This window comes from Paenibacillus sp. PAMC21692, assembly GCF_014303795.1.
GTDB classification, from domain to species: Bacteria; Bacillota; Bacilli; order Paenibacillales; family Paenibacillaceae; genus Pristimantibacillus; species Pristimantibacillus agaridevorans.
Genome location: NZ_CP060293.1, coordinates 7,545,958 through 7,570,037 on the forward strand (window position 1 = coordinate 7,545,958; position 24,080 = coordinate 7,570,037).

A 24,080-nucleotide genomic window follows, 5' to 3' on the forward strand; every position below is an offset into this window, starting at 1 on the left:
GAGGTTGTGGATTTTGCTTTTCCTCCGCCCTACTTCCTTAAAATTGAATCAAAGGTCCAACAATTAAGTCATACGTTTTCCAATAAATTCAAAATAGCTTGAATCGCTTCGGTACGGCTTGTATGCGCTTTGGGATCGAACACCCCATTGCCTTTCCCTTGCATCAAACCAATCGCCAACACTTGATTAATATCATCATGAGCCCATGTTGCGATGCGGTCGGCATCGATAAATCGATCAAGCGCTCCGCTTGCGTCGGACGTTTGGCCTGTCAATCGCGCATAGGCTCTGAACAACATGACTGCCATCTGCTCCCGGCTGATTGCACTCTGCGGATCAAAGCGGTTCTCCGTGCCTGAACAAAGTGCCAATCGCTCCAGCGTCGCTGGAATAATTCCCATATGCCCGTTCGCAATCGTCAAGCGCATACTCATGCGTAATCATGGCCTGAACCGAGATGCGCCGCTCGGCCAGCAGCCGGATATATTCGGCCGTATTCCGTCCTTCCGTCCACCGTACGTAACCGACGGGATAATCGATATTATCCCGCTCGTACCGTTCGTCGTAACGTCCCGGCCCTCCGGCGCGCGATATGAGCACCTGCGCTTCCTTGGCGAACATCTTGCCGCGGTTGAATTCCGTGCTCAGGTCGCCCACCACCACAATTTTGCCGCGATCACGCAGCCAGCCGAACGACGCGTCAATCAACTCCGATCCCGCTCCGCCGGCGCACAGTAATACGGCATCGGCGCCTACGCCGCCTCCCGTCGCTTCCCAAAGCTCGGCCTCCAGCTTTTCTCGGCTATCATATACCCGGGATAACCCGTATTTGCGCAGCATATCTGCCCGTCCGGCATCCACATCCAGGGCGATCGTCCGGTACGCTGCGGCATGAGCAATCTGAGCAATCAAATTGCCCAGGATGCCAAGTCCTGCCACAATGGCCGACTCGCCGAAGGCCAACCTGGCGGTTCGCAGCGCATGGATCGCTATCGCTCCCAATCCTGCATACGCGGCTTCCCGGGCATCCACATGCTCCGGCACCACCGCCGCCAGATTGGCCGGCACCGACAGCCATTGCGCATGGCAAGTATAGGGAGCGCCGTAACAGGCGACCCGCTGTCCTTCGCGAAAGCCGTGTACGCCTTCTCCCACTTGCTCTACAATTCCGACCGCGCTGTATCCCAATATGCGCGGATCGTCCGAGCTGCCGCGAACCATCCCAAGCTCGGTGCCCGGACTAATGGCGGAATATTCGGTCCGCACGCCCACATGTCCCGGCAGCAGATTCGGCTTCTCGATGTCGGCGACGGCAACGCTGCCGTGTTGCGCGGCAATCGCTCTCAAATTCCGCACTCTCCTTTGTGTCGCCCGATATAAGGGGGTTCTGTTATTCGTTAGACAGTTTTCTGTATTCGCTCGGCGAGGTGCCATAATATTTTTTAAAGGTCGTCGTAAACGTCGACGAATTCATATAGCCGATTCTCTCTCCGATTTCGGCAATCGACAGTTGCGAATCCTTAAGCAGCTCCCTCGCATGGGCCAGTCTTATTTTGTTGAGATATTCGACATAATTGACGCCGAACGTTTTCTTGAAGTAGTTCGAAAAATATTTCGGAGTGGTTTCCGCCACCGCGGCAATTTCATCCAGATATAAATTCCGCATATAATGCAATTCAATGTATTGGGCAATGAAGGACGGGTTCAGCTTGCGTCCGTTCTCCTCCTGCTTGGCATGACCCGCCAATTGTCTCGCGGCATCGAGCAGCGCGTTCTCCATTTCGGCATAGTCCTGCGCTTGCTCCAGCCGTTGCATAAATTGCCGCTCCAGTTCGTACAGCTCCTGACCGGTCTTGGCCGAACCTTCCGCGTGCCCGACCATGTAGAAGAACATGCTGTTCGCCAGATGGATCATCTGATGATAATGAATACGCCGCTCGGCATTTTCCCTGATCGTCTCCCGAATCAATTGCGTCGCTTCATGCAGCTTGCCGATCATCAAATAATGGGATAGCTTCTCCATCTTCTCGATCGGATAATAGGCCAACCGTTTGTACTGGATTTCCGCCACATCCATCACCGGACTGGCATCGTTGACGGCACGGTACAGACTTCCGTCTTTAACGGACTGGTAGGCGCGGCGGCAGTTCGGCACATTGGAGGTATAGAGAGCGCTTACGCAAGCCCACAATGAAAATCCGGAAAATTCCTCCTTCTGCAGCCGGGTCACGGATATTCTCAGTTGTCTGATCAACCCGCTGCGCTCCTGCAGCCGCTCGACGCCAAGCATAACGATAAATTGCATTTGTCCGGCGTGGAATGCGTTGGCTGCCACCCCGTCCCGGCCAAGCCCCTGCTCGATCCGTCGCCCCATTTCTTCTATCGTCCAATTCTCCGCCGCTTCGTTCGCGAGCCGGCCAACTTGCACAAGCGCCATGATGAAGTGCTTGTTGCGGTAAAAATCGGCATAGTAGGTCTGCATTCGGATATCTTGCTCTGTCTCATGCGGCAATCCGTCAAGCGTCTGAAGGAACGTTGATCTGCGCAGTTCCTCATCGGCATATGCCGATTGCCTCCGATTGTCTTCATTTTCGGATTGCAGCTTGACAATGCCGCTTAATATTTTGCGGAAATCGTTACCCTTGCTGTTGCCTCCGCCCAATTGCTTCAAAATTCTTTTGACGGGATTGTTTAAATAGACGCTGAGCAGCAAAGACAGGATGATAGCGCATACACCGGCAGTCAACATAATCTTTAAATTGGCTCCGGCCACGGCATCCACATTGGAGAACTGGTACGGCAGCCGTTCCATGTAGATAAAGTCGTTATACTCCGACTTCAGAATCCGGTATTCGTAATCCTGGCGCTTGACCGTCACTTCGCCGGCATCGCTGAAATAAGCGTCGCTCAGCGCATCCACCAAATTCCAGTTGTCGTCGGTGCTCATCAGCATGTCGCGGTTCTGGTCCAGAATCATCATGGAGCCGCCGGAAAAGATCGGACCCTGGTTCACTTGCTTGAGCAGCGCTTCCAGATCGATCAATACCATAACGTTTTTACCGGACGAACGGAGCTTGTTGCCTCCGGTAACAACAAGCAGCTTTTTATTTTTGTGATGAATCGAGTTCTCGCCGGTATTGACCTTAAACGGCGATGCCGGAAAAACCTTGTACGTTCTCTTGCTCCGCATATAATTTCGCCAGTAATCGGCGTTATAGGTCTCATGCGAATATTTCATATCGAAGAAATAATCGAAGCGGTTCGTGCCCCTGGTGGTAATGACAATATCCGAATCGTCATAAAACACCGCCACCTCTTCGATAAAGTCGTAAGGAGCCGACAAATTGGCGATATGCTCGATCATCGTGTAAGCAATGGACATATCCGTGCTGTCATCGATCATCGAGCGGAGGCTGTCCGTTCCGGGCATAATGTGGATGGTATGGATCAAATTATTGACCACCCTGAAGCTGTTGTCGAAGGCCTGCACCGTCGATTGCATCATCAGCGAATTTTTGTCGGATACTTCCTCATAGATGCCCGATATCGAGTTGCGGTACACCATATAAGTCGAGACGAACATAAGGACGATAACCAACATCAAAGCCAAAAATATTTGCATAAGCCCCAGGCTGGTCATTCTACGTCTCATTGCGCACGCCCCTATCGATACGATGTCCCATTATTTTAACACATTAACCTTTCTCCGAGCCGAGCATCACTCCTTTGGCAAAATACTTTTGAGCGAACGGATACACGATTAATACCGGTATCATCGCGAGTACGATCGTCGCATTTTTCATCGCCTGGGGCGCAAGAGCCGCTTTGTCCACCAGACCGGCAGTCGAACCCTCGTTAAAAATAAGCATGCCTCGCAGTACAACCTGCAATGGATACAACGCCTGATCGTTTAAATAAATCATGGGCAAGAAAAAGCTGTTCCAATGCCCCATAAAGTAGAACAGGCCGATTGACGCCAACGCCGGCTTTGATAACGGAATGACGATATTGAACAGAATGCGGAACTCCGATGCTCCGTCGATCAACGCCGCCTCGCGGATCTGGGAGGACATATTCTCATAAAACGTCTTTAGAATAATCAACTCGAAGGTCCAGATCGCATTCGGCAGCACGAGCGCCCAGACGGAATCGATCAGTCCAAGCTGCTGCACGATCAGGTAATTCGGTATGATGCCTGGGCTCAGGAACAAGGTTAGCACAATCATCAGCATCCAGAACTTCCGGAACACCAGATCCCGGTTCGCGAGCGGGTAAGCGGCTATCGCAGTCATGAGCAAATTGACGAATGTCCCGAAGGCGGTATAAAATATCGTGTTCAAATAGGCTCTGGGAATTTTATCGTCCTTAAGCACTTCCGCATACGCCTCGAAATTAAGCCCTTTGGGCAGCAGCCATACTCGCCCTTGCGACACGCTGGCCGTATCGCTCAGCGAAACCGCGGCAATGTACAATACGGGATACAGGGTCGCTATAGCTACGCCAATCAGTATAATCGCATTGATAACGCCAAAAAACGTAAACCTGGCCTGGCCTACCATAATCCGCTCCCTCCCAGACGCTTGCTGATAAAGTTGGCTCCCAGCAGCATAACCATGGCAACAAGCGCTTCGAACAGACCCACCGCCGCCGCATAACTGTAATTGGATTCCAGCAATCCTTTGCGATAGACGAAAGTGGAGAATACATCCGCCACCTCGTAAGTCATCGGGTTGTAGAGCAGCAACACCTTCTCGTAACCGATACGAATCATCGATCCGGTCTTCAGGATAAACATGATAATGATCGTCGGCAGTATGCCGGGAAGCGTTACATTCCATATGCTGCGAAACCTGCCGGCACCGTCCACTCTCGCCGCCTCGTACAAGGTTGGGTTGATGCCCGCCACGGCAGCGAGGTAGATAATGGCGTCGTAGCCGGTGTTGGTCCATATTTCCGAAGTAATATAGACAGGCCTGAACCAACTCGGATCGACCAGGAAATAATGGCTTTCCAAACCAAACGATTCCAACAGCCGATTGACGATACCGTTTGTCGGCGACAGAAAATCAATGATCATGCTGCTGATAATAACGACCGAAAGAAACGCCGGCAGATAACTGAACGTCTGTATCGATTTTTTGAACCGGGCGACGCGCACTTCGTTGAGCAGCAACGCAAGAATGATCGGGAACGGGAAAGACGCAATCAGGTTGAAAAACCCGAGCGTTAACGTATTTCTGAACAGAAGAAAAAAGTCGTCGCTGCCAAAAAGTTTAGAGAAATGCTTGAACCCCACCCACGGACTGTCGAAAATGCCTGTAAACACGCTGTAGTCCATAAAGGCTATGGCCAATCCGGAAAGCGGTCCATAACGAAATATCAAATAGAAAACGAGGCATGGAATTAATAGAATCAGCAGCTGCCGGTCCCGCTTTATCCGCTTGCGGAGATCGGACCAATAGGAGCGAAATGTCGCGGTCCGACGAATCATTTGGAGCTGTCGAACCGTGCTTGCGCCGCATTATAGATGCCGATATATTCCGTCTCGCCGATCTTGGCCGCATTCTGCACCCAGGCTTCCCATTCGCTGTTGCCGTAGGTCTTATTCAGAACATACTTGGAATTAAATTCGGCAGCCGCCTTTTCGAGCGAAGTCTGTATTTCTGCAAGTCTTGCGTTTTCTTGATCCGTAAAATTAAGAACGGGATCAAGCGGCTCGAATTTGTTGTCCGAAAGCATCAAATCCTGGGCTTCCTGCTCTTTTTCGGTGAAATTGTAATAGACGCTTCGTCTGTCGGGAGCCAGATACATGCCTTCCATCCACATGCCGTAACGGTCGTTCAACACATTGATATCCACCGTCGGCAAATCGGAGAGCTCCGGATACGATGCTTTGCCGCTCTCATCCCAGTTAAAGTTGACTCCCTCCGCGCCTATGGTGACCAATTCCGCGCCGGACGGGCTGCTCAAATAATCCAGAAGCTTGAGCGCCGCTTCCTTATTGGCGTTATTGGCCACCGTTATGCCCCACGAGGCGTCGATCTTCGGCAAGGTGCGAATGTTTCCGGTTGGCCCGATCGGGTTGGCATAACGCAGATCAAAGTTTGGATTGACGTCTTTGATCTGGTTATAGAACAAGTCGAGCCGTCCGATCCAGTCCCAAGTAACGAAGGATTTATCCGTTGTCATCTTCGCCGTCCACGAGTCGGGGGTATCCGTCAGAAACTCGGGGTCGATCAATCCTTCATTGTACAGTTTTTTAATAAAATCAAGCAGCTCCTTGTGCTCCGGTTGAATCGAAGCAAACTTCCAGACCTTCGCCGCTTCGTCAAAGTAGGCCGGATAGCTGTCTCCCGCTATCCCCCATCCGTAAGCCAGATCCTTAAAGATCAGCTCCTTCGTCTTAGATGCGAACGGGTAGGAATCCGGGTACGCGGCTTTCATCGCCTTTAAAACCTCATAGAATCCGTCCGTATCCTTCCACATTTCAAGACCTAATTCTTTTAAAATATCCATTCGCGCCATCAGCCCGTGGTTAACGTCTCGATTCATATTGTAGATCGGCCAAGCGTACATCTTGCCGTTCTCGTCTCCGTAGGATTTGATCACCCATGGGTTCTCCTCTACGTACATCCGGTTGAAGTTGGGGAGAATGTCGAGATAGTCGTTAATGGCAACAACAGCTTTCTGCCCGCCAATCTGCTTTAACTCGGCAGGCTTCAATCCGTGGAAAATATCCGGCAGCTTGCCCGAAGCTACGGTTACTCTCAACTTGTCCTGATAAGTAGAGTTGGAGAATGCCTGAAAATTAACTTTAATGCCTGTTCTTTTTTCGATTTCCTGAGCGACCAGCTTGCCGTTCGGATCCGACTCTCCAGTGAGCATCCAGGTAATGGTTGTTGGTTTATCCACCAATGGAAGCGTCAATCCGCCGGTATCGCCATACGTATTCGGCTGCTCCGTGCCAGCGCCGGAATCGGATGGCGCTGCGGACGGCTGCTGCGTAGCGTTTGTGCTGCCGTTATTGTTATTCCCTGCGCATGCGGCCAGCGAGGATATCAGGAATACGCAAGCGAGAATGGCACTTAACCTTCTTTTCATTTCTTGTCCTCCCCATTTCATCTATTTGATACTTGACGACCGTTTGGCGACCGGTACCGGGTCCCTTCGGTCAACCACATTCTATATTCAACTTTCTTTCAGCGTAAACAAAGCGTTTTCATTTGTCTGCAATTTAACGCCGCAGACTTGTTAAATTCCTGTTAAATCCCTGTAATAGCAAGGTTTTAGGGGCTGTAGAAAATGCTAAAGAGGTAGAAATTCATAATAAAGTCCGGACTATATTAGTGTAAGATACTCTTACAATAATACAATCCGGACTTCTTTAATTCTCAAGTATTAACCGAGCGACAAGACGAATGTCATCCAAATCAATGGTCATGTTGCCATCCAGATCTAGATGGGCAATCTCCGCCCAATCGGGATCGGAGTCGTTCTTGTCTTGTAAGGAGGCCATCATGGACAAGTCGCCAATACTAATCGCGCCATCGCCGTTCGCGTCGCCGGCAACGACGTCCGGCGCCTCCATGATCATAGCCGGCGCGCTTGGCACGCTCTCATGATGCAGACGATTCGCGGCGGTAACGACATAACCGGTTGTCTGCTCGGCATCGGCAGCCTTGTCCAGAAAGCTGTGGGTCGTTCCCCCGTCCGATTTTCGGACGAAAGCCGCAATGGAAGACGGGTCGGCCAGGTCGGGCATCCCCTGCCCATCCATCCGATAAACGACGTAGTATGCGTTCGTATTGCCGCTGTCTTCCCAAGTCACAAGTACGCCTTCCGGTTTCTGTTCCGCGCGGACATCCGCAGGGACTTCGGGCATCGGGCTCGCGCCGCCTGCTTTGGCCGGAATCATGGCCGGATATTGGAAGACCGTTTCCTTCAACTGATTCAGAATGTTAAGCGGATTGGCTAACAAAGGTTTGCTTGAGTAGAAAATGCCGCCTTTCACCTCGTCAAACATGCGATTGTAGCGAATTTGCTTAATCAATTCATCCGGCTGCTGCCATTGATTATCGGAATTGTTGGCAATCTTGTAGGCGGATTGTCCGATATAAAGGTCCACGCCTCTATCCTTCACTTCATCGGCCCACCATTCTACCAGCACGTCGTAATCGGCAGCAGCCATTTCGGTGCTCCAATAGATTTGAGGCGCGATATAATCAATCCACTTATTCTGAATCCAGGACCGGCTGTCCGCATAGACCGCATCGTACGATTGAAGACCATTCGTCGCCGAGCCGGTTGGATCCGTCGAAGCGTTGCGCCAAATGCCGAACGGGCTAATGCCGAACTGCACCGAAGGTTTCTCCGTTTTTATCTGCATATACAATTGCTCAACGAAAGTATTGACGTTGCTTCTGCGCCAGTCGCCCTTATTGCCGAATCCGGCTCCATATGCCTGATAAGCCGCTTCGTCATCAAATTGCTCTTCTCCTACGGGATAAGGATAGAAATAGTCATCGATATGAACGCCGTCAATATCGTATTTTTTTACAACCTCGATAATCGTTTCAGTGGCGAATTGACGCACGCCTTCGATACCCGGGTTCAAATACAACCCGCTTCCATAAGGCACTACCCAGCCTTCCGCCATTTCCCTAATCGGATGATCGGCCGTCAATCCATTCATATTGGGACGCGTATTGGCACGGAACGGATTGAACCAAGCATGAAACTCCATATTTCTTTTATGAGCTTCCTTGATTGCGAACTGCAGAGGATCATATCCCGGATCCGTGCCTTGCGTTCCCGTCAACCACTCCGACCAAGGAAGAATGTCGGAGGGATACAAAGCATCCGCGCTCGGCTTTACTTGAAAATCAACGGCATTTATGCCGATCTCCTGCAGCCTGTCGAGCATGCTGACCAGTTCTTGCTTCTGCGTCTCTTGGCTTGTATATCGATTCGACGGCCAATCGATATTGCTCACCGTTGCAATCCATGCCCCGCGGAATTCCGTCTTCGGCGCGGGATCTTGCGAGCCGTCCGCCATGGCCGGACTGGCATTCCCGAACGCCAACAATAACGAAAGAACACCTGCCGCCATTGTCAATATACCGGATCGTTTTAATAGACCGCTCAGCCTATTATGATTAATCGTCATTCCGCTTCTGTCCCCTCTCATGATGCTCACTCCGTCGGAGGATTCATATAGTCCATCATCGAGATAATGACTTGAACCGCTTCCGCCCTTGTCATAAGTCCGTTAGGTTTGAACATGTTGTTGCCTCTTCCTTGCAGCAATTTCTCCTTCGCGACGGCAGCAATAGAAGGCTCCGCCCAGAACTGCATGTCGGAAGCGTCGCTAAATGTGGAACGATTAGAGGAATTGACATCCAGCTTTACGATGGATGCCATCATCACCGCCATCTCGCTGCGATTAATGGAGCGATCCGGACGGAACGTGCCGTCATCATAGCCGTTAATAATACCTTCGGCCGCTAATGCCGATATGGCTTCTCTCGCCCAAGACTCTATTAAAGCCTGATCCTTGAATGGCAGCGACGCCATCGAATTCGCTTCATATTCGAAAGCCTGATAGATCATAACGGCAAATTCATCACGACTTACTTCTCTGTCCGGACGGAAGGTTTCGTCGCCATACCCCTTTATAAAGCCAAGCTCAACCGCGCGCCTAATCTTGTCTTCCGCCCAGTGTCCGGAAATATCCGTAAATGAAATCTCCGAATTTTCCTTGGGCTCTTCAACAAGTCGAATCTGGATCCGTTCATTCACTTCATGCCGGGTCGAAGAAGCTGAACTTGTCGCAAGCTTGACCTTGTTCAGCTTTATCCCAACCTCTTTTCCTTCGCCAATCACCTCGAATATGACCTTGCCCAGCATAACCTCTCCACTTGCGCCGCTGACGTTGCCCATTTTCGTACTGACGAGCAGGAACGTCCCATCGTTTGATGTTTCTATCGGATAGATCAGGCTCGATATGCCGCTGCTTGCCTTCTTGAATTGAAGCATGCTTGTATCAATACTCAACTCCATTTCATATCCGTATAAATCTATTATATTGTGGCCTGTTATCGTAACCTCGACTTCATCTCCCTTTTTGGCTTCTTGCGTATTGATTTCTATATCGAATGAAACGGATGCCGCATGCGTGATTTGAACACTACTATATAAAGTTATAAGAATAGTGATGATTGCCAAAGCGAAGGATTTAAGCTTCATCCGGTTTATCTCCTTTTTGAAAATGCTTATAGTTGAACGAAAGGAAGCACAGTGGCTCCCTTTCGTCCGCATTGATGCCATTAAACTACCGCTTATGCTTTGCCCAGAATGCGGCGCGCTACGTATACAAGGTCTTCCAACCCGATCTCGCCGTCATCGTTGTAGTCGAATGCCGCGTACTTCGTTGCCCACTCCGGATGTTTGTCATTCAAGCCATACGCGCCAACGATTGACGACATATCTCCAACCGTGAACTGGCCATCCTCATTTACATCGCCTGGCTGCGCAACGTTAACGGATGATCGGAATGCTGCCAATGCAGTGCTCAGATCCTCTATAGCATCGCTAACTTCTGCTTCTGTCGCGTCACCGTTGATTGCCACCAACTGTGCCGCATCAATTGCCGCTTTCAGAACAGCCTTGGAACCGATAGGGTATTGACCCGCGGCCGCTCCTTCTGTTGCAGCCGTATGGATGCTATTAGCCCCCGCAACCAACTCTAGCAATTCCGTTTTGTCGACTTCGTCCAGTGCCGTAATCATGACGGAATGGTCCGCCCCGGCTGCCGATGTTTCCATACCTTCCAAATTGCCGATCTTAACGCTGGCAATGCTGATTGTCGTGCTGGCGGACTCATCTACGCGCAAGGCCTCAAACTGAAGTCTCGCTAATTGCGTGTTCGATGCATCCGCATCTTCCGAAATATCGAATGCAATGAATCTGACCGTTCCCGTAACATCCTGGTCATCCGCCAGCAGGATCCAGCCTTCCTTCTCCGATGGCTCGCCAAATCCAACGAAACGAACCTTCTCTTCGTCGAAGGTGACGACAACGTCTTGACCTGCTACCGGACCGTTAATTCCGTTCAATCCATATACAAGCTCGAAGGAAGCACCTTCTGCCACTTCACCGACGCCTGTCAACAATGCCGAGATTTCAGGATCTGGAGTCACATCCGGACGAGTAACCGTAATAATCGCTTCCGCGAACACGCCTGCTGCAATCGAGCTAGCCGCTCTTACTGTCGCGGTTCCTTCTTTTAACGCGGTGACTAGTCCTGTTGTCGATACGGACACGACGCCTTCTTCCGAAGAATCGCTAATGGTCCAATTGATTGCTTGATCTTCAACCTCATCCGGTTTAACGGTTGCAGCAAGCTGCACGGTTTCACCGATTTCAAGTTCAGCCGCTTCCAAGTTAAGCTCTACGCTTTCCGGCTGCGGCGCAGGCGATTCGTCTTTCATCAATGTAAAGGAATCAACGGTTCTGCCTGCCACTGTCTTCGTAACTACATTCAGCTCATTGCCGCTCGCTTCGACAGTAGCGTACATTTGCGTTTGCTCTGTATCCGTTACCTTCTGCCATGGGTAAGGGTTCAAGCCATAGAACTTATCGCCCGTAGCGCTAGGAATCAAATAGGTTGTACCTTGCCCGTCGGCAACCGGCTCTCCGTTCTTCATCGCATGTGTCCGCAAGTAAATATGATCATGTCCGTTCAATACGAGATCTACGCCGAACTCGTCGAGCACCGGAACCCAGTGGGTACGGACATTCTCCGTCATATAGGTGCTTCCGTATGGAGATCTGTGGAACACGACGACCGTCCATTTTTTGTCATTCTGCGCGAGATCCGCTCTTAACCATTCCTTCTGCTGCTCAACCTCGTATTCCGTATTCAGCATGACGAAATGAATGTCATTGTAATCGAAGGAATATACGGTTCCCTGCATATCTTCGCTGTCATAGCTGCTGTTCGGATTGTTGAAGTGGGCGAGATAGTCCTGATTCTTTTTGGTTCCCGTCACCTCGTGATTTCCGACTACGGTAGCTATAGTCGTATTCATCAATCGTTCTTGGGCAGTCTCGAACCACCAGTTCCATTGCTGCTCATTATGTCCATGGTCGACAATGTCGCCAAGGTGAATGGCAAAATCGGCATCGGGATGTTCGGTTGCAGCTACATCAAATGTATGTCCCCACTTCTCGAAACCAGCCAAGCTTCCGGCTTGCGAGTCCCCGAACACGAAAAACTTCGTATCTGCATTTCCTCCGGCCGCTGTTGTAAATGTACCTTCATCGCCGAAGTTCGCCGCACCGTCGCCGACGCGATACACGTATTCTGTTCCGGCTTCAAGACCGGAAGCGGCCGCCTTATGCACCTGGATCGTTCCATGCGATGTCGTGTTGTAGCTATGATTCGTTCCCGTGAAAGTCGTCACATTAGCCGCGTCGAAGTTTGTAAACTCCGACTTCTTCGCAACCTGTACAACCGTTGTTTGAACGGAAGGATTCGTATTCCAGTTAAAGCGACGCTCGCTAGTCGTATCGGCGCCGAATGCAACGTTGACATTGTAAGGCGTTACCGAACCTGCAAAAGGAGATACAGTAAATTCAACCGGTTTACTATGCTGTTCGCCTTTGACTGCCTGCAGCATAAGCGTCTGTACTGTTGCCGTCAGCTCCCTTGTCTGCAGTTGACCTTGTTCATTGGTTACGAGTGCTCCACCGCCAACTGGAACGCCGCCGGATGTAATGTGTGCTCCGGCTACGGGTTGATCGTTCTTATCCGTAACGGTGAAGGTCGTTTGTTGCCCATGAGCGTATCCTTCATCCCATGCAAGCGCCAATTCATGATCAAATTGGAATTGCAAAGCCGGACCAACGAAACCTTTCGTTGTTTCCGTGCCTGCCTGAACGATGCCGCCCGATACAAAGTCAATCTTGCTTCTGTTGCCGGATGCGTCTGCTTTCACTTGATAGCTGATTTGCGCCAGTACGTCCTCGTCCGTCAGTTCCAACGCATCGAGATCATCGAATGTGACACGTACAGCGCCTGTACCCGAATTGGCGGTTCCCGCCGCATGCGCTTCCGTCAGCTTCGCGCCGGGCGTTACGCTCCAGTTCGCGGTTGCGGTCGGATCGAATTTCAGCTCCAGATGTCCGCCCTTCATTTGTTCGATAGCCTGGCCTTTGATGTCGACCGTATAAGTATGACCGACCAACAATTCTGCCGGCGTGGCGTACTTGAATTGGGATGATCCCGTGTCTACGATAAAGGACCACTCTCTGATCGTTTCATTGCCCTCATAATCCCGGACAGCCAGCTTGACATGATGAATGCCGTCATCAAGGGATTCGCTTGGCAAGTAGCTGATTTGTCCGTTTGTAACATATAGATGATGTTCAACAAGTTCGCCATTCAGGTAGAAACGAATCTTTTCCTGATCGATCAATGTATTCGCGGGATTTTGTACCGGATCGTATCCCGCGTCTTCGCCGTACGCCAAAATGGTAGGCAAATTATTATTAATGATAGCGTCCGGCGCCGGACTCATGTTTTTGATGATTGGCGCCGTACGATCTTCGGTCACATTCCCGTAGATTAATCTGATATCGTCGACGTAGATCGTTCCGCTTCTCTTCTTTGTATTATTCGTTTGCATAATTCGGACAGGCTCATCGATTTTAAGATCCAATGGTCTTCCTGTCAGTATATTGGCTTCGACATACTTCCAGCCTGTCCAGTTAACGCCGGTAGTCGCTGGAGTTAAATCTATCCCCATTACAGCGCCGGTAGCCGAGCTTCCGTCGCGGAACTGCGCCCGCAGCCAGTCGCCTGAATTATCGCCGTATACCCACATGCTTATCTTCGTCGGATAACCTGACACTGGAATGTTGTTGCTAACGCTATTTGCTTTCAGATATGCTCCCGAGGTACCTGTCTTTCCTGTAAAATCATATTCCAGCTTCAAGGAGTTTGTGCCGGAACGAACATAATCCGGATTTGTTTCCAGGCTCACTCTAGCGGTGTTGTACAAAGCTCCTGCCGTTTGAAGATATTTCTGGTAAAATGCCGTATTGTTGGCGTAGCTTTCGAAATCCTCGACGACTACAGGGGCCAAACCAACATTGACGCGCATTTCCGTCGAAATATCGCCATAGCTGACGATGATCTTCCCGCTTACATTGTTCGTGCTTGCGGCAACGAATATGCCTTGCTCATTAATTGTTCCAATCGGACCTTCCAGGCTCCAGTTCAACTGATCCGCATCCGCTTTGATGACTTTGCCATCAAGCAGCGCCGTTGCGGGAATTGTAATCGTTTGGCCTGGGTTTACCGAACGTTCTTCGGTAGGAAACTTCAATTCGGTCAACGAGTCGACAACCTCGACCGTCGCGCTTCCCGTCAATGTATCGCCATTAACGGCTATCGTAGTTGTTCCCGCTGTATCGGAAGCTTGGAATACATGTTCAGCGAATGAACCGATCGCCGAATTGGCGGCGCTCCATGCAACCTCTTCGCCAAGCGGCGCCGGATGTCCGTTGACGTCAACGGCCTTTGCCTGATAAGCAAGCTTGGAATTAACGAGCACGCGATCGAAGTTGGGAGTGACGGCAAGTTTAGCGGCCATACCCGTTTCCGGCGCTTTGCTGACGAGCAGCAATCCGTTCGCATTGTTGCGCTCGCCGCCGTCGGAGCCGCTGTTGACCATGCGTACGGCGCTATCGCCAGGCATTCTGGCAGCTAAAGTAGCTGAACCGCCGCCATCGAGATTCATTGCATTGACGACGCCCATATCTTTTAATATTTGGCCTACTTCTCCTGTCGTAACGCCTTCGCTGAAGCCGGGCTGACGTCCGTCGATCTCGAACAATACGATGCTGCCATCGGCTTTCGTTCCAATTGCGGAACGCGGATGAACGGCTGTATCGCCGGTTTGAACGACTCCGTCTCTCAAGACCATCGTATTGCCGCCGATTGCTACCACGACATCGTTCCAAGGGCTGTTGAATTGGAATTGAGCCGTAATCTCATCGTTAACCTCCAAGCCTGCGAGCGCGGCTCTTGCGGTTCCGGAAGCCGACAGCACAATGTGCCCATTCGGAATCGGCGTATTGCCTTTTCCATTATGTACGGCCGTTACTTTCAATTGCATCGTTTCCCCGCTCTTCACTTCACCGGACAATACTTCCAATACAACTTCATCGCCATTGCTGTCCGATTGCGTGCTTGTATTGAATTCAGGGGTAAACAAAACCAACTGATTGTTGTCTCTCAGGCGGTTGATATGCGTAATGCCGTGAGTCGCGCCTTCGATCGTAACCGTCTTCGTCAACGTCGGGGGCTGGCCATACACGCTGGTACCGTCCGACGTTAATCCGAATGCATAGTGCGTACTGCTTGAAGGAGTATTCAAAATCTTGCCGTCGGTTATAAACAAGCCGAGCGGGATGCCGTTGGAGACCGTATAGAAATCGCCATTCACGCCGGCGATTACCCGATTGCCCGGCGCATCCACATCCTTGGCCATATTAGTCAAGCTTCTGAAGCCCATGACATGGCCATTGCTTGTGCCCGCCTGCAATTCCAAATGCTCGTTTTTCGGATCGAACTCGACGAAATGTATTTTCTCCAAACCACGATCTACCTTCATGTCATACCAGTTATATTCAACACCGGGCACCAGCTCGACAGATCTTGCATCCAACACATCGCCGAATTCCGTTTCCGGAATCGGTGCGGCGGCAGCCGAATTTTGCAAATATGGAGTAGCTACCGTCAGCAACATAACCAACAGACAAATCCATTTCGCGCGGCTCAACCTTCTCGTTACTTTCGAGTGATCATTCATTCTTCATTTCCTCCCGCATGTTTTATACTAGTTCAGAAATGACTAGCACCTAGGAAGAAACTATAGTATTAGATTATTAAAACAAACGCCTCATTTAGTTAAGAGATTGTCAAAACGCCCGATTTAACAATAACAACATTATGGTTTTATATGTATGATACGGCTTCTATTATACAGATGAGGAAAATACTCCAAGCGAATTATGAACTTTCGTAGCTGCGGATCGGGTAAATTAAAAAATCCACAACCGAATGTGGTTGTGGATTTTGCTTAATGGACTAACTATGGTTGCCTCATTGCGGAGTTCTAAATCGATGTTTTTCAGCATGCCCCCATCGTTCAGCGCAAATTAGTTTAGACTGCTATATTCCACTCTTTTAAATGAACCTGAGCATCTCGCTGATGAGCGGATGGATGACCGAAACATGGCCCTCCTCCTCGAATTTGCGGAACGAGAGTCGCAGCCGCCCCTCTTCCGCCGCCAACGGAAGCAGCCGCTGGTATAACTGCTCCGCATCCTCCACCATACCGGCCTTCTCCCGGCCGCCGACCCCGATTAAGAGCGCCGCGCGGACTTCCCCCGACGACAACCTCCGTTCGAGCTCCGGCAACCGATCCAGCAACGCGTGATTTTTCCACCAGATGGACGGACTGCCCGCAATGTAAGTCTGGAAGCTGTCCGGGTTCTCCGCAAGCGTCCGCAGCACGTAATACCCTCCAAGAGAGTGGCCAAACAGCGTCTGCCTCGTGCGGTCGACGGGGTACAACGCTTCGATCGCAGGCTTCAGTTCCTCTTCGATAAAATCGGAAAAAGCCGTCGCACCGCCGGTAACCGGCCAATCGGAGCCATCCGGTCGAACGGGAAGCTCCGATGGATCGGCATGGTCCGTATAGTCGAGAAATCGTTTCTCGGACACGATCGGTCCTTCGGCGTCATAGCCGATGCCGACCACGATGGTCGGGCAAATCCCTTGCGGTCCGCGTACCTGCAGACGCACCGCTTCCGCGATGGAAGCGAACGACGCGTTGGCGTCCAGCGTGTACAACACCGGGAAACCTTCCGGCGGGGGATCGCCCGCCGGTATCGAGATGAAAATACGATACCTTCTCCCGATACGACGCGACTGGATTTCGTGTTGCTCGGTACGCGGGACGGCATAGCCGTTCGCTTCGCGGGACATAACCGGCTTTAACGCCGCGACAGCCTCCTTCGCCGCCGGGGCGAACAGCCACTGCAGCGCCCGCGGGAGATTGCCCGCCATGCAGAGCGCGTCATGCGTGCCGCCCTCCTCCAAACGGAAGCGCAGACGGTCGTCCGGGAAACCCTTCTCCTGCCACAATCGGCGCGCTTCCAGCGTTGCTTCTACCATATGGCGCTGAATATTCGCCTTGTAAATACCCTCTGCGTCCCCCACCGACATATAGATTCGCAAGTCGTCGCGAGGCGCGCCGTTGTCCCGCAAGTATGGCATAACGCCTTCGTACCAGAAAGAAGCCGACAACAGGCCTAGCAGTCCAAATGAATCCGGCCGCCATAAGCCGCCAAGCAACGATACCAGGCCGCCGAAGGATCCACCGATCAACGCCGTATGCTCCCGCTCCGGCTTCGTCCTGAATTGCCCGTCGACGAACGGCTTCACCATGTCCGCGAGTTCGTCCAGGTAGGCGCGCGCGCCGCCGCCGAACGCCGGATACGCCGACAGCAGCGGCGGCGCCGGCCACGGCGTATATTCATCGTTGCGATTCGGCGTATGTACGCCGACATAAAGCACCTCTTGCAGTTTTCCTTGCAGGGTCAAATGCTGCAGCTGATTGGCTACAAGCTGGAACAAATCGCCCCCATCCTGCACGTAGGCGACCGGATATCGCCGGTCGCGTCCTGCCTCCGTCTCATAGGACGGAGGCAGGAGTATGGTAAGTTGGCGGCCGTTCGCCTCCATATTCCGAAACCAATTCAATGATCGCACGCTCCCGTATTCGCCCGCCTGCCGCTCGGACGGGGTAAATTAGTACCGCTGGCCATTCGCTTGTTCGCCTTCATCGTCTGGCCCGGATGAGCAAAAACACAAAATAAGGAACGCCGATAATCGATATAACGATGCCGACCGCGAGTTCCGCCGGGGCGAACACCGTCTTGCCGATAAAATCGCCGACGACGACCATCGCCGTCCCGATCAGTCCGCTGAGCGGCAACGTTGCGCTATGGCGCTCTCCTACAAGCCTTCGAGCCAAATGCGGAGCGATCAGCCCTACGAAGCCGATGCTTCCCGACACGGCAACGGAGGCGCTGACGAGCGCGATGCTGCAGGCGAGCAAAATATTTTTCTCCCTCTCCACGTTCACTCCGAGTCCTCCAGCCGTCGGTTCGCCCAGTTGCAATAGGTCCAACACCCGCGACCGTCTCCACAACAAGATCGGCATCGCAAGCAGCCACGGCAGCATCGTCACGACGAACTTCCAGTTGGCGCTATAGATACTCCCGGCGAGCCACACCGCGGCCATCTCGAAGTCGTTCGGATTCATCTTAAGCGAAACAAAAATCGTAACCGCCCCAAATCCCGAAGCGATCGCTATTCCCACCAAAATAAGGCGTTGCGGATCCAGGCTGCCGTTATGCCTCGCGAACAGATAAATCAGGGCGGTTGCGAGCAGACCTCCCGCGAGGCCGAACATCGGCTTGAGCATGACGCCCAGCCAACCCGACGCCGCTATCGCTCCTTGGGTCAGAAACATGAACAGGACGACCGTCATCCCCGCTCCGGCGTTAATGCCAAGAATGCCGGGATCGGCAAGCCCGTTCCGCGTGACGCCTTGAATGACGTTGCCCGCCATGCCGAGCGCGGCGCCGACCAGCATGGCCAACACGATCCGGGGCAGACGGAACTCGAACACGACAAGATCATGCTCACGGACGGGGTCAATGCGAAGCAGCGTCTTCACCACGTCGAGCACGGACATATCGAACATGCCGTTCGTTACGCTCAGGTACATCGCGGCAAGAATAACAAGCGCCGTCCCGCCGAACGCCGCGCCTATCCGGATGGACGAACCGCTACGCATGTTTGCCGCCTCCTCTCGTCTTGATCAGGTAGAGGAAGAACGGAACGCCGAACAATGCCGTCACGACGCCGATCGGCGTCTCGAATGGCGCGTTCAGGAAACGCGAGATCAGATCGCACAGCCCGAGAAACAGGGCGCCCATCGCGGCGGATAACGGTATGATGCGCCGATAATCGACTCCGACAAGAAATCGCGCCAGATGCGGGACGATCAGGCCGATGAAGGCGATTTTTCCCGCCAGCGCAACGGCAGCTCCGGTGAGCACCACGACGGCGAGAATAACGAGTCCTCTCGTCAGCGCCGTCCTTTGTCCAAGACCGGAGGCTATATCCTCGCCGAGCGACAACACCGTCACCGACTTCGCCAGACAAAGCGCCAGCAGAAGCCCGGCCGCCACGAACGGAATCACGATCATTAGCAGCTCGGGGTCTATTTGATGGAGCCTGGCGTTGTACCAGAAGCTGACGCTCTGCGAATACTGAAAGTAGCTCGCGGCAGCAGCCGATACGCCGCTCAGGAAGGTGCCGACGATCGTGCCGAGAATGGCTAGTTTGACCGGCGACAGGCCACCCGGAATAAGCCAGGCCAAGCCGAACACCAGCCCCGCACCGAGCGCAGAGCCGATCACCGAGACGATAATGAGCCCCGTCGAACCCGAATAGGGCAGGAAAATCATCGCGAACGTCACCAGCAACACCGAGCCGTCGGAGACGCCCATGATCGATGGCGAAGCGAGGTAGTTGCGCGTCATTCCTTGCATAAGCGCCCCGGACACGGCAAGCGCCGCGCCGATGAACAGAGCCCCGACCGCGCGGGGAAGCCGGGCATGGCGGATGATCTGGTGATCGACATTATCCGGGTCAAAGTGGGCGACGGCCTGCCATACCGTAAGAGCCGTAATATTCTTGGAACCGTACAGAATGGACAAAATGATCAATAGCAGGGCTGCTGCCGGCGCCATCACGAGGATGACTGCCGGCAGTACGTTGTTGTGTCGCATATTCACACGCCTTATCGGATTCGGTTATGGAGTAAGCTTGGCTACGGCCGCCTTCAGGAATTCGATCTTGCTATAAGCCGTGCCGCCTTGCGCGAGCGGATCGACAACGTTGATGAAGAGATTGCCGTTCTTGAACGCCTCCGTCGTCTTGGCGATTGGATTGTTCTGCAAATCTTCCAGGGCTTTAGGAGCGTCCGCGTTCTCCGTCGGCTCGAACTGCAGGAACAGAAAGTCTGGATTGATCGCGGCAAGCTGCTCGGTTGTGATCTCTTCCTGCGCTTTCGCCGCGGCGACCGCATCCGGAGCCGTCAGTCCCAGTTCCTCGTACAGGATCGGGTTAAAATATACGTTCGTCGGGTAGATGAACATTTTGCCGCCTTGGCGAATACGAACGACCGCGACCTTCTGGTCCTTTAGCTTGTCGCCAAGCTGCGACTTCGCCGCTTCGAGATCGGCCTTGTATTTCGCTACTTCTTCTTCCGCCTGCGCTTCCTTGCCGCTCAGCTGGCCCAGCAACTTCAGATTTGCTTCCCAGTTCGTCGAGATATGTGAATACAGAATTGTAGGCGCGATTGTCGCCAGCTTCTCCGTTACTTCGGCAGGGAACTTTGTGGAGCCCAAGATGACATCCGGCTTCAGAGACAGGATTTGCTCGAAGTTCGGCTCCGTCTTCTCTCCCACCGATACCGCATCCGTCGTGATCGACTGGAACAGCGCCGGGAATTCGCCGCCGAACGAAATCGCGCCAACCGGCTTCACGTCGAGCACGATGGAGTCTTCCATTGCTTCTACCGCGCCCGTGATTACGATTCGTTCTACGTTCGCCGGAATTTCATATTCCTGGTCCAAATATTTAATGACCTGCGTGCCTGTCGCCGTTTCTTCCGTAGGCTGCACCGTTGCTTCGGCCGTTGCCGTCTCCGTTGCCGCCGGGCTCCCCGCCGGCTCGTTGTTGCCGTTATTTCCTCCCCCGCAAGCCGTTATCGCAAGCGACAACGTAAGCAGCAGCATAAGACCCGCCATACCATTTTTCAACTTCATTGCCAGCACCTCTCCTGTTTCTCTAATTGATATTGATTATCATTAGCGATTATAGGATATGAATGCTGTTTCGACCATGGATTATATCCAGATCGAACATGGAAATAATCCAGATTACTCAACTATCATAGTAAACGCCATCTCCAGACACCGCTCGATTGCAATCGGCGAATATTCCCGCCATGGATCGGAGGGCAGCAGTCTGAGCCGGTTGTCCCTCACTACGGGGAGCGCCTGCCAATCCGACGATTCGCGCAGCGTTCTCCACCGTTCAAGCGTCTCGGATTCCTTGCGGATCAGCATGAACGCCCAATCGGCGTCCAGCCTGCCGAGCTCCTCCAGCGTAATCGGACGACCGTGATCCGAAGGCATATAAGGATGCAGCGATGTGAAGCCCAAGCCTTTCACCATCACATCGTGAAACGTCGAGCTGCAATCCAGGTACAGTCGGTCTTTGACTAGGCGGATTTGCAGAACGTTGCGCCCTGGTCCTAGCGTTCCAGTGCGAACGAGGAAGCATCGCTCCTCCGCTTTTCGCTCGTAGTCGAGAATCCACTGCCGTGCCTCGGCCTCGGCGTCCAGCCTGGCGGCTAACGCAAGCAGAACGGACTCCCAGCCAGTCTCCTCGGAAGGCAACAAGAACACAGGCGCAATCTTCGCAAGCCGCTGCCGCTCCCAGTCCTCCGTTTCGTTGGCGCATACGATCAGCTCCGGCTTTGTTCCGACGAGCTGCTCGATATTCGCCATGCGGCGATGATTCTGGCGGAAGGCGTCCAGATGAACCGGAATATCCGCCCCGTAACGCTCGATGTACAGCTTCGTCCACTTCGGATGCAACGGGGCCGCATACGGAATAATGCCGAGAGCCAGCATATAGCCGATGATCGAGGAGGAGCCGTATACGACGATTCTCTTGCTGCGAGACTTCATATAAGCCGTGGGTGACATGCCGGCGAACTTCTTGAACCTGCGGCTGAAGTAAAACTCGTCGGCAAAGCCGACCTGATGAGCCACCTCCTTCATCCGCAGCCCGGAATGGAGCATCAGTTTTTTCGCACGGTTCATTCGAATGTTCGTCAAGGTGTCGATCGCGCTGACGCCGTACGTCTTTTTGAACGCATCCACATAATATTTCGGACTCAGCTTCGCAATGGAAGCCAGACGCTCAATAGATAAGTCTTCATGGAACCGTTCCTCCATGAAAGCCTTCGACCTCTCCAGAGCGGACTCGGTCGACGCCTTGCTGCCAACCCTCTCCGCCGACAGCAGCGAATAGATCAGCTCGTTCATATCAAGCTCCGCCCGCCATCTCTTAAGACCGTCTTCGCTTCGCCAATTCTCATAGATGGAGCGGCATAAGTGGGCGAGCCTTCCTTTCACGGGAACGTTCAGCTCATCCTTGCCTTCGAACAACATTTCGATCAGATGCGCAGCCGGCAGAGCCGCGAGGGGCAGTTGCTCCTTACCGGATTCGATTGTCGCCTCGAAGTGCAAAATGGCCGCTGCCAGCTCGCCGCCCCGATCCGACAGCAGGCCGAATGTGCTGTCCGGACGCACCGGGTAAGCGCGGTCTCGTACCAATCTCAGCGATCCGGCATCCAGTTCCAGCTCGCCCTCGCCGCGAATCGGCACGATGAGCGCGGGAAGCAGCGTTAATTGCCGCTCCATCCTTTCTCCTTCCGCCCCGGCAAACAGTTCAACATCGATCAACCGCACCCGAAGCCGCTCCAGCGGCACGCCCCCGTTCCTTGCTGTTTTCAACATCGCTGCTCCCTCCCCTATGTCGTATGGTCATGACTTGTTCTCCCAGTCCGATCATAGATCAAATGATTTGCGGTATTGGCTCGGCGTAATATGATGTATCTTGCGGAATACGGCGGAGAAGCGTCCGGCGCATTCGTACCCGCAGGCTCTCGCGATATCCCGGATGCTCATCTCATCCTTGGCCAGCATCCGCATCGCTTGCTGCATCTTGCCCTCGCGGACATAAGCGGCGATCGTCACGCCGTAAACCAGCTTGAACGAACGCCGCAGCTTGCTCTCGCTCATCGCCGCAAGCGCAGCCAGACGAGATAAGTCGGGCGGCTCCAACATGTTTCGGTCGATTGCATCTTTAACCTTGAAGATGCGCTGCTTATTGTCCCACGTCACATGGTCGGCGCGCCTCTTGTCGATCAGCTCCGGTTGTTCCTGATTGCGCTTGATCAGCATCAGAATTTCCCCGCATTTAAAATAGTAATAAGGCAGCGGCGTTACAGCCTTCCGTATCGACCATTTCAGCTCATCCATCGCGAGCAGCACATCCGGCGTATTGATCTGAGGCTCCGTCCATAGCCGGGCTTCGCCTGGTTTAAAAGCAGTCTCCGGGCCGCCGCCCGCAAGCAGTCTGCCGTGGATATATTCTTCGAACACGATCATCGCGTCGAAGCATATAAGTTCCTCATCGGAATAATGAATCGCAACCGGCGTTCCCGAGCTCGCCACGACCTGATTCATTGGCTTCAGCTCCCGGTCGCTCCGGCCTTGTCCGGATATCGTTATTCGTCCTTTGCTGACGCTGAACAGCCATAGACAGGGCTTGTCCGTGTCGAATGTATAAGACAGACTTGTTGTCGTTGAAAACCATGCACTGACGCAAAACAAACCTGGCTCGGGGCTCATCTGTATGATCCAGCCTTCTCCCCGGCTCTCCGGCATGTCGTAACACCATCCGTTTCCAAAGCGGCGCCTTTGCATCCCGAATTGCCGGGCCATTGATTCAAGACCGTCGACAAACATCCCTTTTTCGTCTTGAATAAAGCTTGTCCTTCTCGCCTTCGAACTTCCCACGTCTATCCTCGCATTCGCTTTTCCGATTGACTTCCCCATACCTTCTGCCTCCACACAATATGCCAAAGTGATATAGTTCTATGCTGATTTTAACTGATTTTGATTATCATTAACAGCTATAAATCTAATAAAATGCGGATGTTCCGGGCTTTCGCTTCTCTTTTCCACTTGTCCAGGAGCCTTTCGTCAGCGATTGACTTCCTCGATGACAACAACCTATTATAGCTTTGAATCATTTATTTTTTTGAACTACCTTTAGAAGGAAGGAAGAT

Annotated in this window: 15 protein-coding genes; all 15 read right to left on the reverse strand. The window is 52.7% G+C overall.

The window, feature by feature from the left end:
- Nucleotides 1-68: 68 nt before the first annotated feature.
- The 15 genes from H7F31_RS34640 to H7F31_RS30225 all read right to left on the reverse strand — a co-directional run bounded on the left by H7F31_RS34640 (nucleotide 69) and on the right by H7F31_RS30225 (nucleotide 23,847).
- On the reverse strand, nucleotides 69-434 hold the full coding sequence (locus H7F31_RS34640) for an S-layer homology domain-containing protein (protein WP_397373360.1): 366 nt from the start codon (nucleotides 432-434) through the stop codon (nucleotides 69-71).
- On the reverse strand, nucleotides 337-1,347 hold the full coding sequence (locus H7F31_RS30160; protein WP_187101836.1) for a zinc-dependent alcohol dehydrogenase: 1,011 nt from the start codon (nucleotides 1,345-1,347) through the stop codon (nucleotides 337-339). Before H7F31_RS30160 ends, H7F31_RS34640 begins: the two co-directional genes overlap by 98 nt.
- 43 nt (nucleotides 1,348-1,390) lie before the next feature.
- A complete protein-coding gene (locus tag H7F31_RS30165; RefSeq protein WP_187101837.1) occupies nucleotides 1,391-3,652 on the reverse strand; it encodes a helix-turn-helix domain-containing protein in 2,262 nt (753 codons plus the stop codon).
- A 43-nt stretch (nucleotides 3,653-3,695) separates the two neighbouring features.
- Nucleotides 3,696-4,559: a carbohydrate ABC transporter permease gene (locus H7F31_RS30170; protein WP_187101838.1), complete on the reverse strand. Its 864-nt coding sequence runs from the start codon at nucleotides 4,557-4,559 to the stop codon at nucleotides 3,696-3,698.
- A complete protein-coding gene (locus H7F31_RS30175) occupies nucleotides 4,553-5,491 on the reverse strand; it encodes an ABC transporter permease (protein WP_187101839.1) in 939 nt (312 codons plus the stop codon). Before H7F31_RS30175 ends, H7F31_RS30170 begins: the two co-directional genes overlap by 7 nt.
- Nucleotides 5,488-7,101, reverse strand: a complete 1,614-nt coding sequence (locus tag H7F31_RS30180) for an extracellular solute-binding protein (RefSeq protein ID WP_187101840.1) — start codon at nucleotides 7,099-7,101, stop codon at nucleotides 5,488-5,490. The genes H7F31_RS30175 and H7F31_RS30180 overlap by 4 nt, the downstream gene beginning before the upstream one ends.
- A 283-nt stretch (nucleotides 7,102-7,384) precedes the next feature.
- Nucleotides 7,385-9,187 (reverse strand): family 10 glycosylhydrolase, encoded by a 1,803-nt coding sequence (locus tag H7F31_RS30185; RefSeq protein ID WP_261800185.1) that lies wholly within the window; start codon nucleotides 9,185-9,187, stop codon nucleotides 7,385-7,387.
- A 5-nt stretch (nucleotides 9,188-9,192) separates the two neighbouring features.
- Nucleotides 9,193-10,245, reverse strand: a complete 1,053-nt coding sequence (locus tag H7F31_RS30190; protein ID WP_187101841.1) for an S-layer homology domain-containing protein — start codon at nucleotides 10,243-10,245, stop codon at nucleotides 9,193-9,195.
- Between the two features lie 92 nt (nucleotides 10,246-10,337).
- Entirely contained in the window at nucleotides 10,338-15,878 is a 5,541-nt protein-coding gene (locus H7F31_RS30195; RefSeq protein WP_187101842.1) for a phosphodiester glycosidase family protein, read from the reverse strand.
- Between the two features lie 377 nt (nucleotides 15,879-16,255).
- On the reverse strand, nucleotides 16,256-17,845 hold the full coding sequence (locus H7F31_RS30200) for an alpha/beta hydrolase (RefSeq protein WP_261800186.1): 1,590 nt from the start codon (nucleotides 17,843-17,845) through the stop codon (nucleotides 16,256-16,258).
- Between the two features lie 70 nt (nucleotides 17,846-17,915).
- Nucleotides 17,916-18,938 carry a FecCD family ABC transporter permease gene (locus tag H7F31_RS30205; protein WP_187101843.1) on the reverse strand — a complete coding sequence of 341 codons (1,023 nt, stop codon included), beginning with the start codon at nucleotides 18,936-18,938 and terminating at the stop codon, nucleotides 17,916-17,918.
- Entirely contained in the window at nucleotides 18,931-19,938 is a 1,008-nt protein-coding gene (locus tag H7F31_RS30210) for a FecCD family ABC transporter permease (protein ID WP_187101844.1), read from the reverse strand. Before H7F31_RS30210 ends, H7F31_RS30205 begins: the two co-directional genes overlap by 8 nt.
- 24 nt (nucleotides 19,939-19,962) lie before the next feature.
- Nucleotides 19,963-20,973, reverse strand: coding sequence for an ABC transporter substrate-binding protein (locus tag H7F31_RS30215; RefSeq protein ID WP_397374766.1), 1,011 nt, complete (start codon nucleotides 20,971-20,973; stop codon nucleotides 19,963-19,965).
- Between the two features lie 120 nt (nucleotides 20,974-21,093).
- On the reverse strand, nucleotides 21,094-22,743 hold the full coding sequence (locus H7F31_RS30220) for an AraC family transcriptional regulator (protein WP_187101845.1): 1,650 nt from the start codon (nucleotides 22,741-22,743) through the stop codon (nucleotides 21,094-21,096).
- A gap of 51 nt (nucleotides 22,744-22,794) precedes the next feature.
- Nucleotides 22,795-23,847: a helix-turn-helix transcriptional regulator gene (locus H7F31_RS30225; protein ID WP_187101846.1), complete on the reverse strand. Its 1,053-nt coding sequence runs from the start codon at nucleotides 23,845-23,847 to the stop codon at nucleotides 22,795-22,797.
- Nucleotides 23,848-24,080 lie beyond the last annotated feature (233 nt).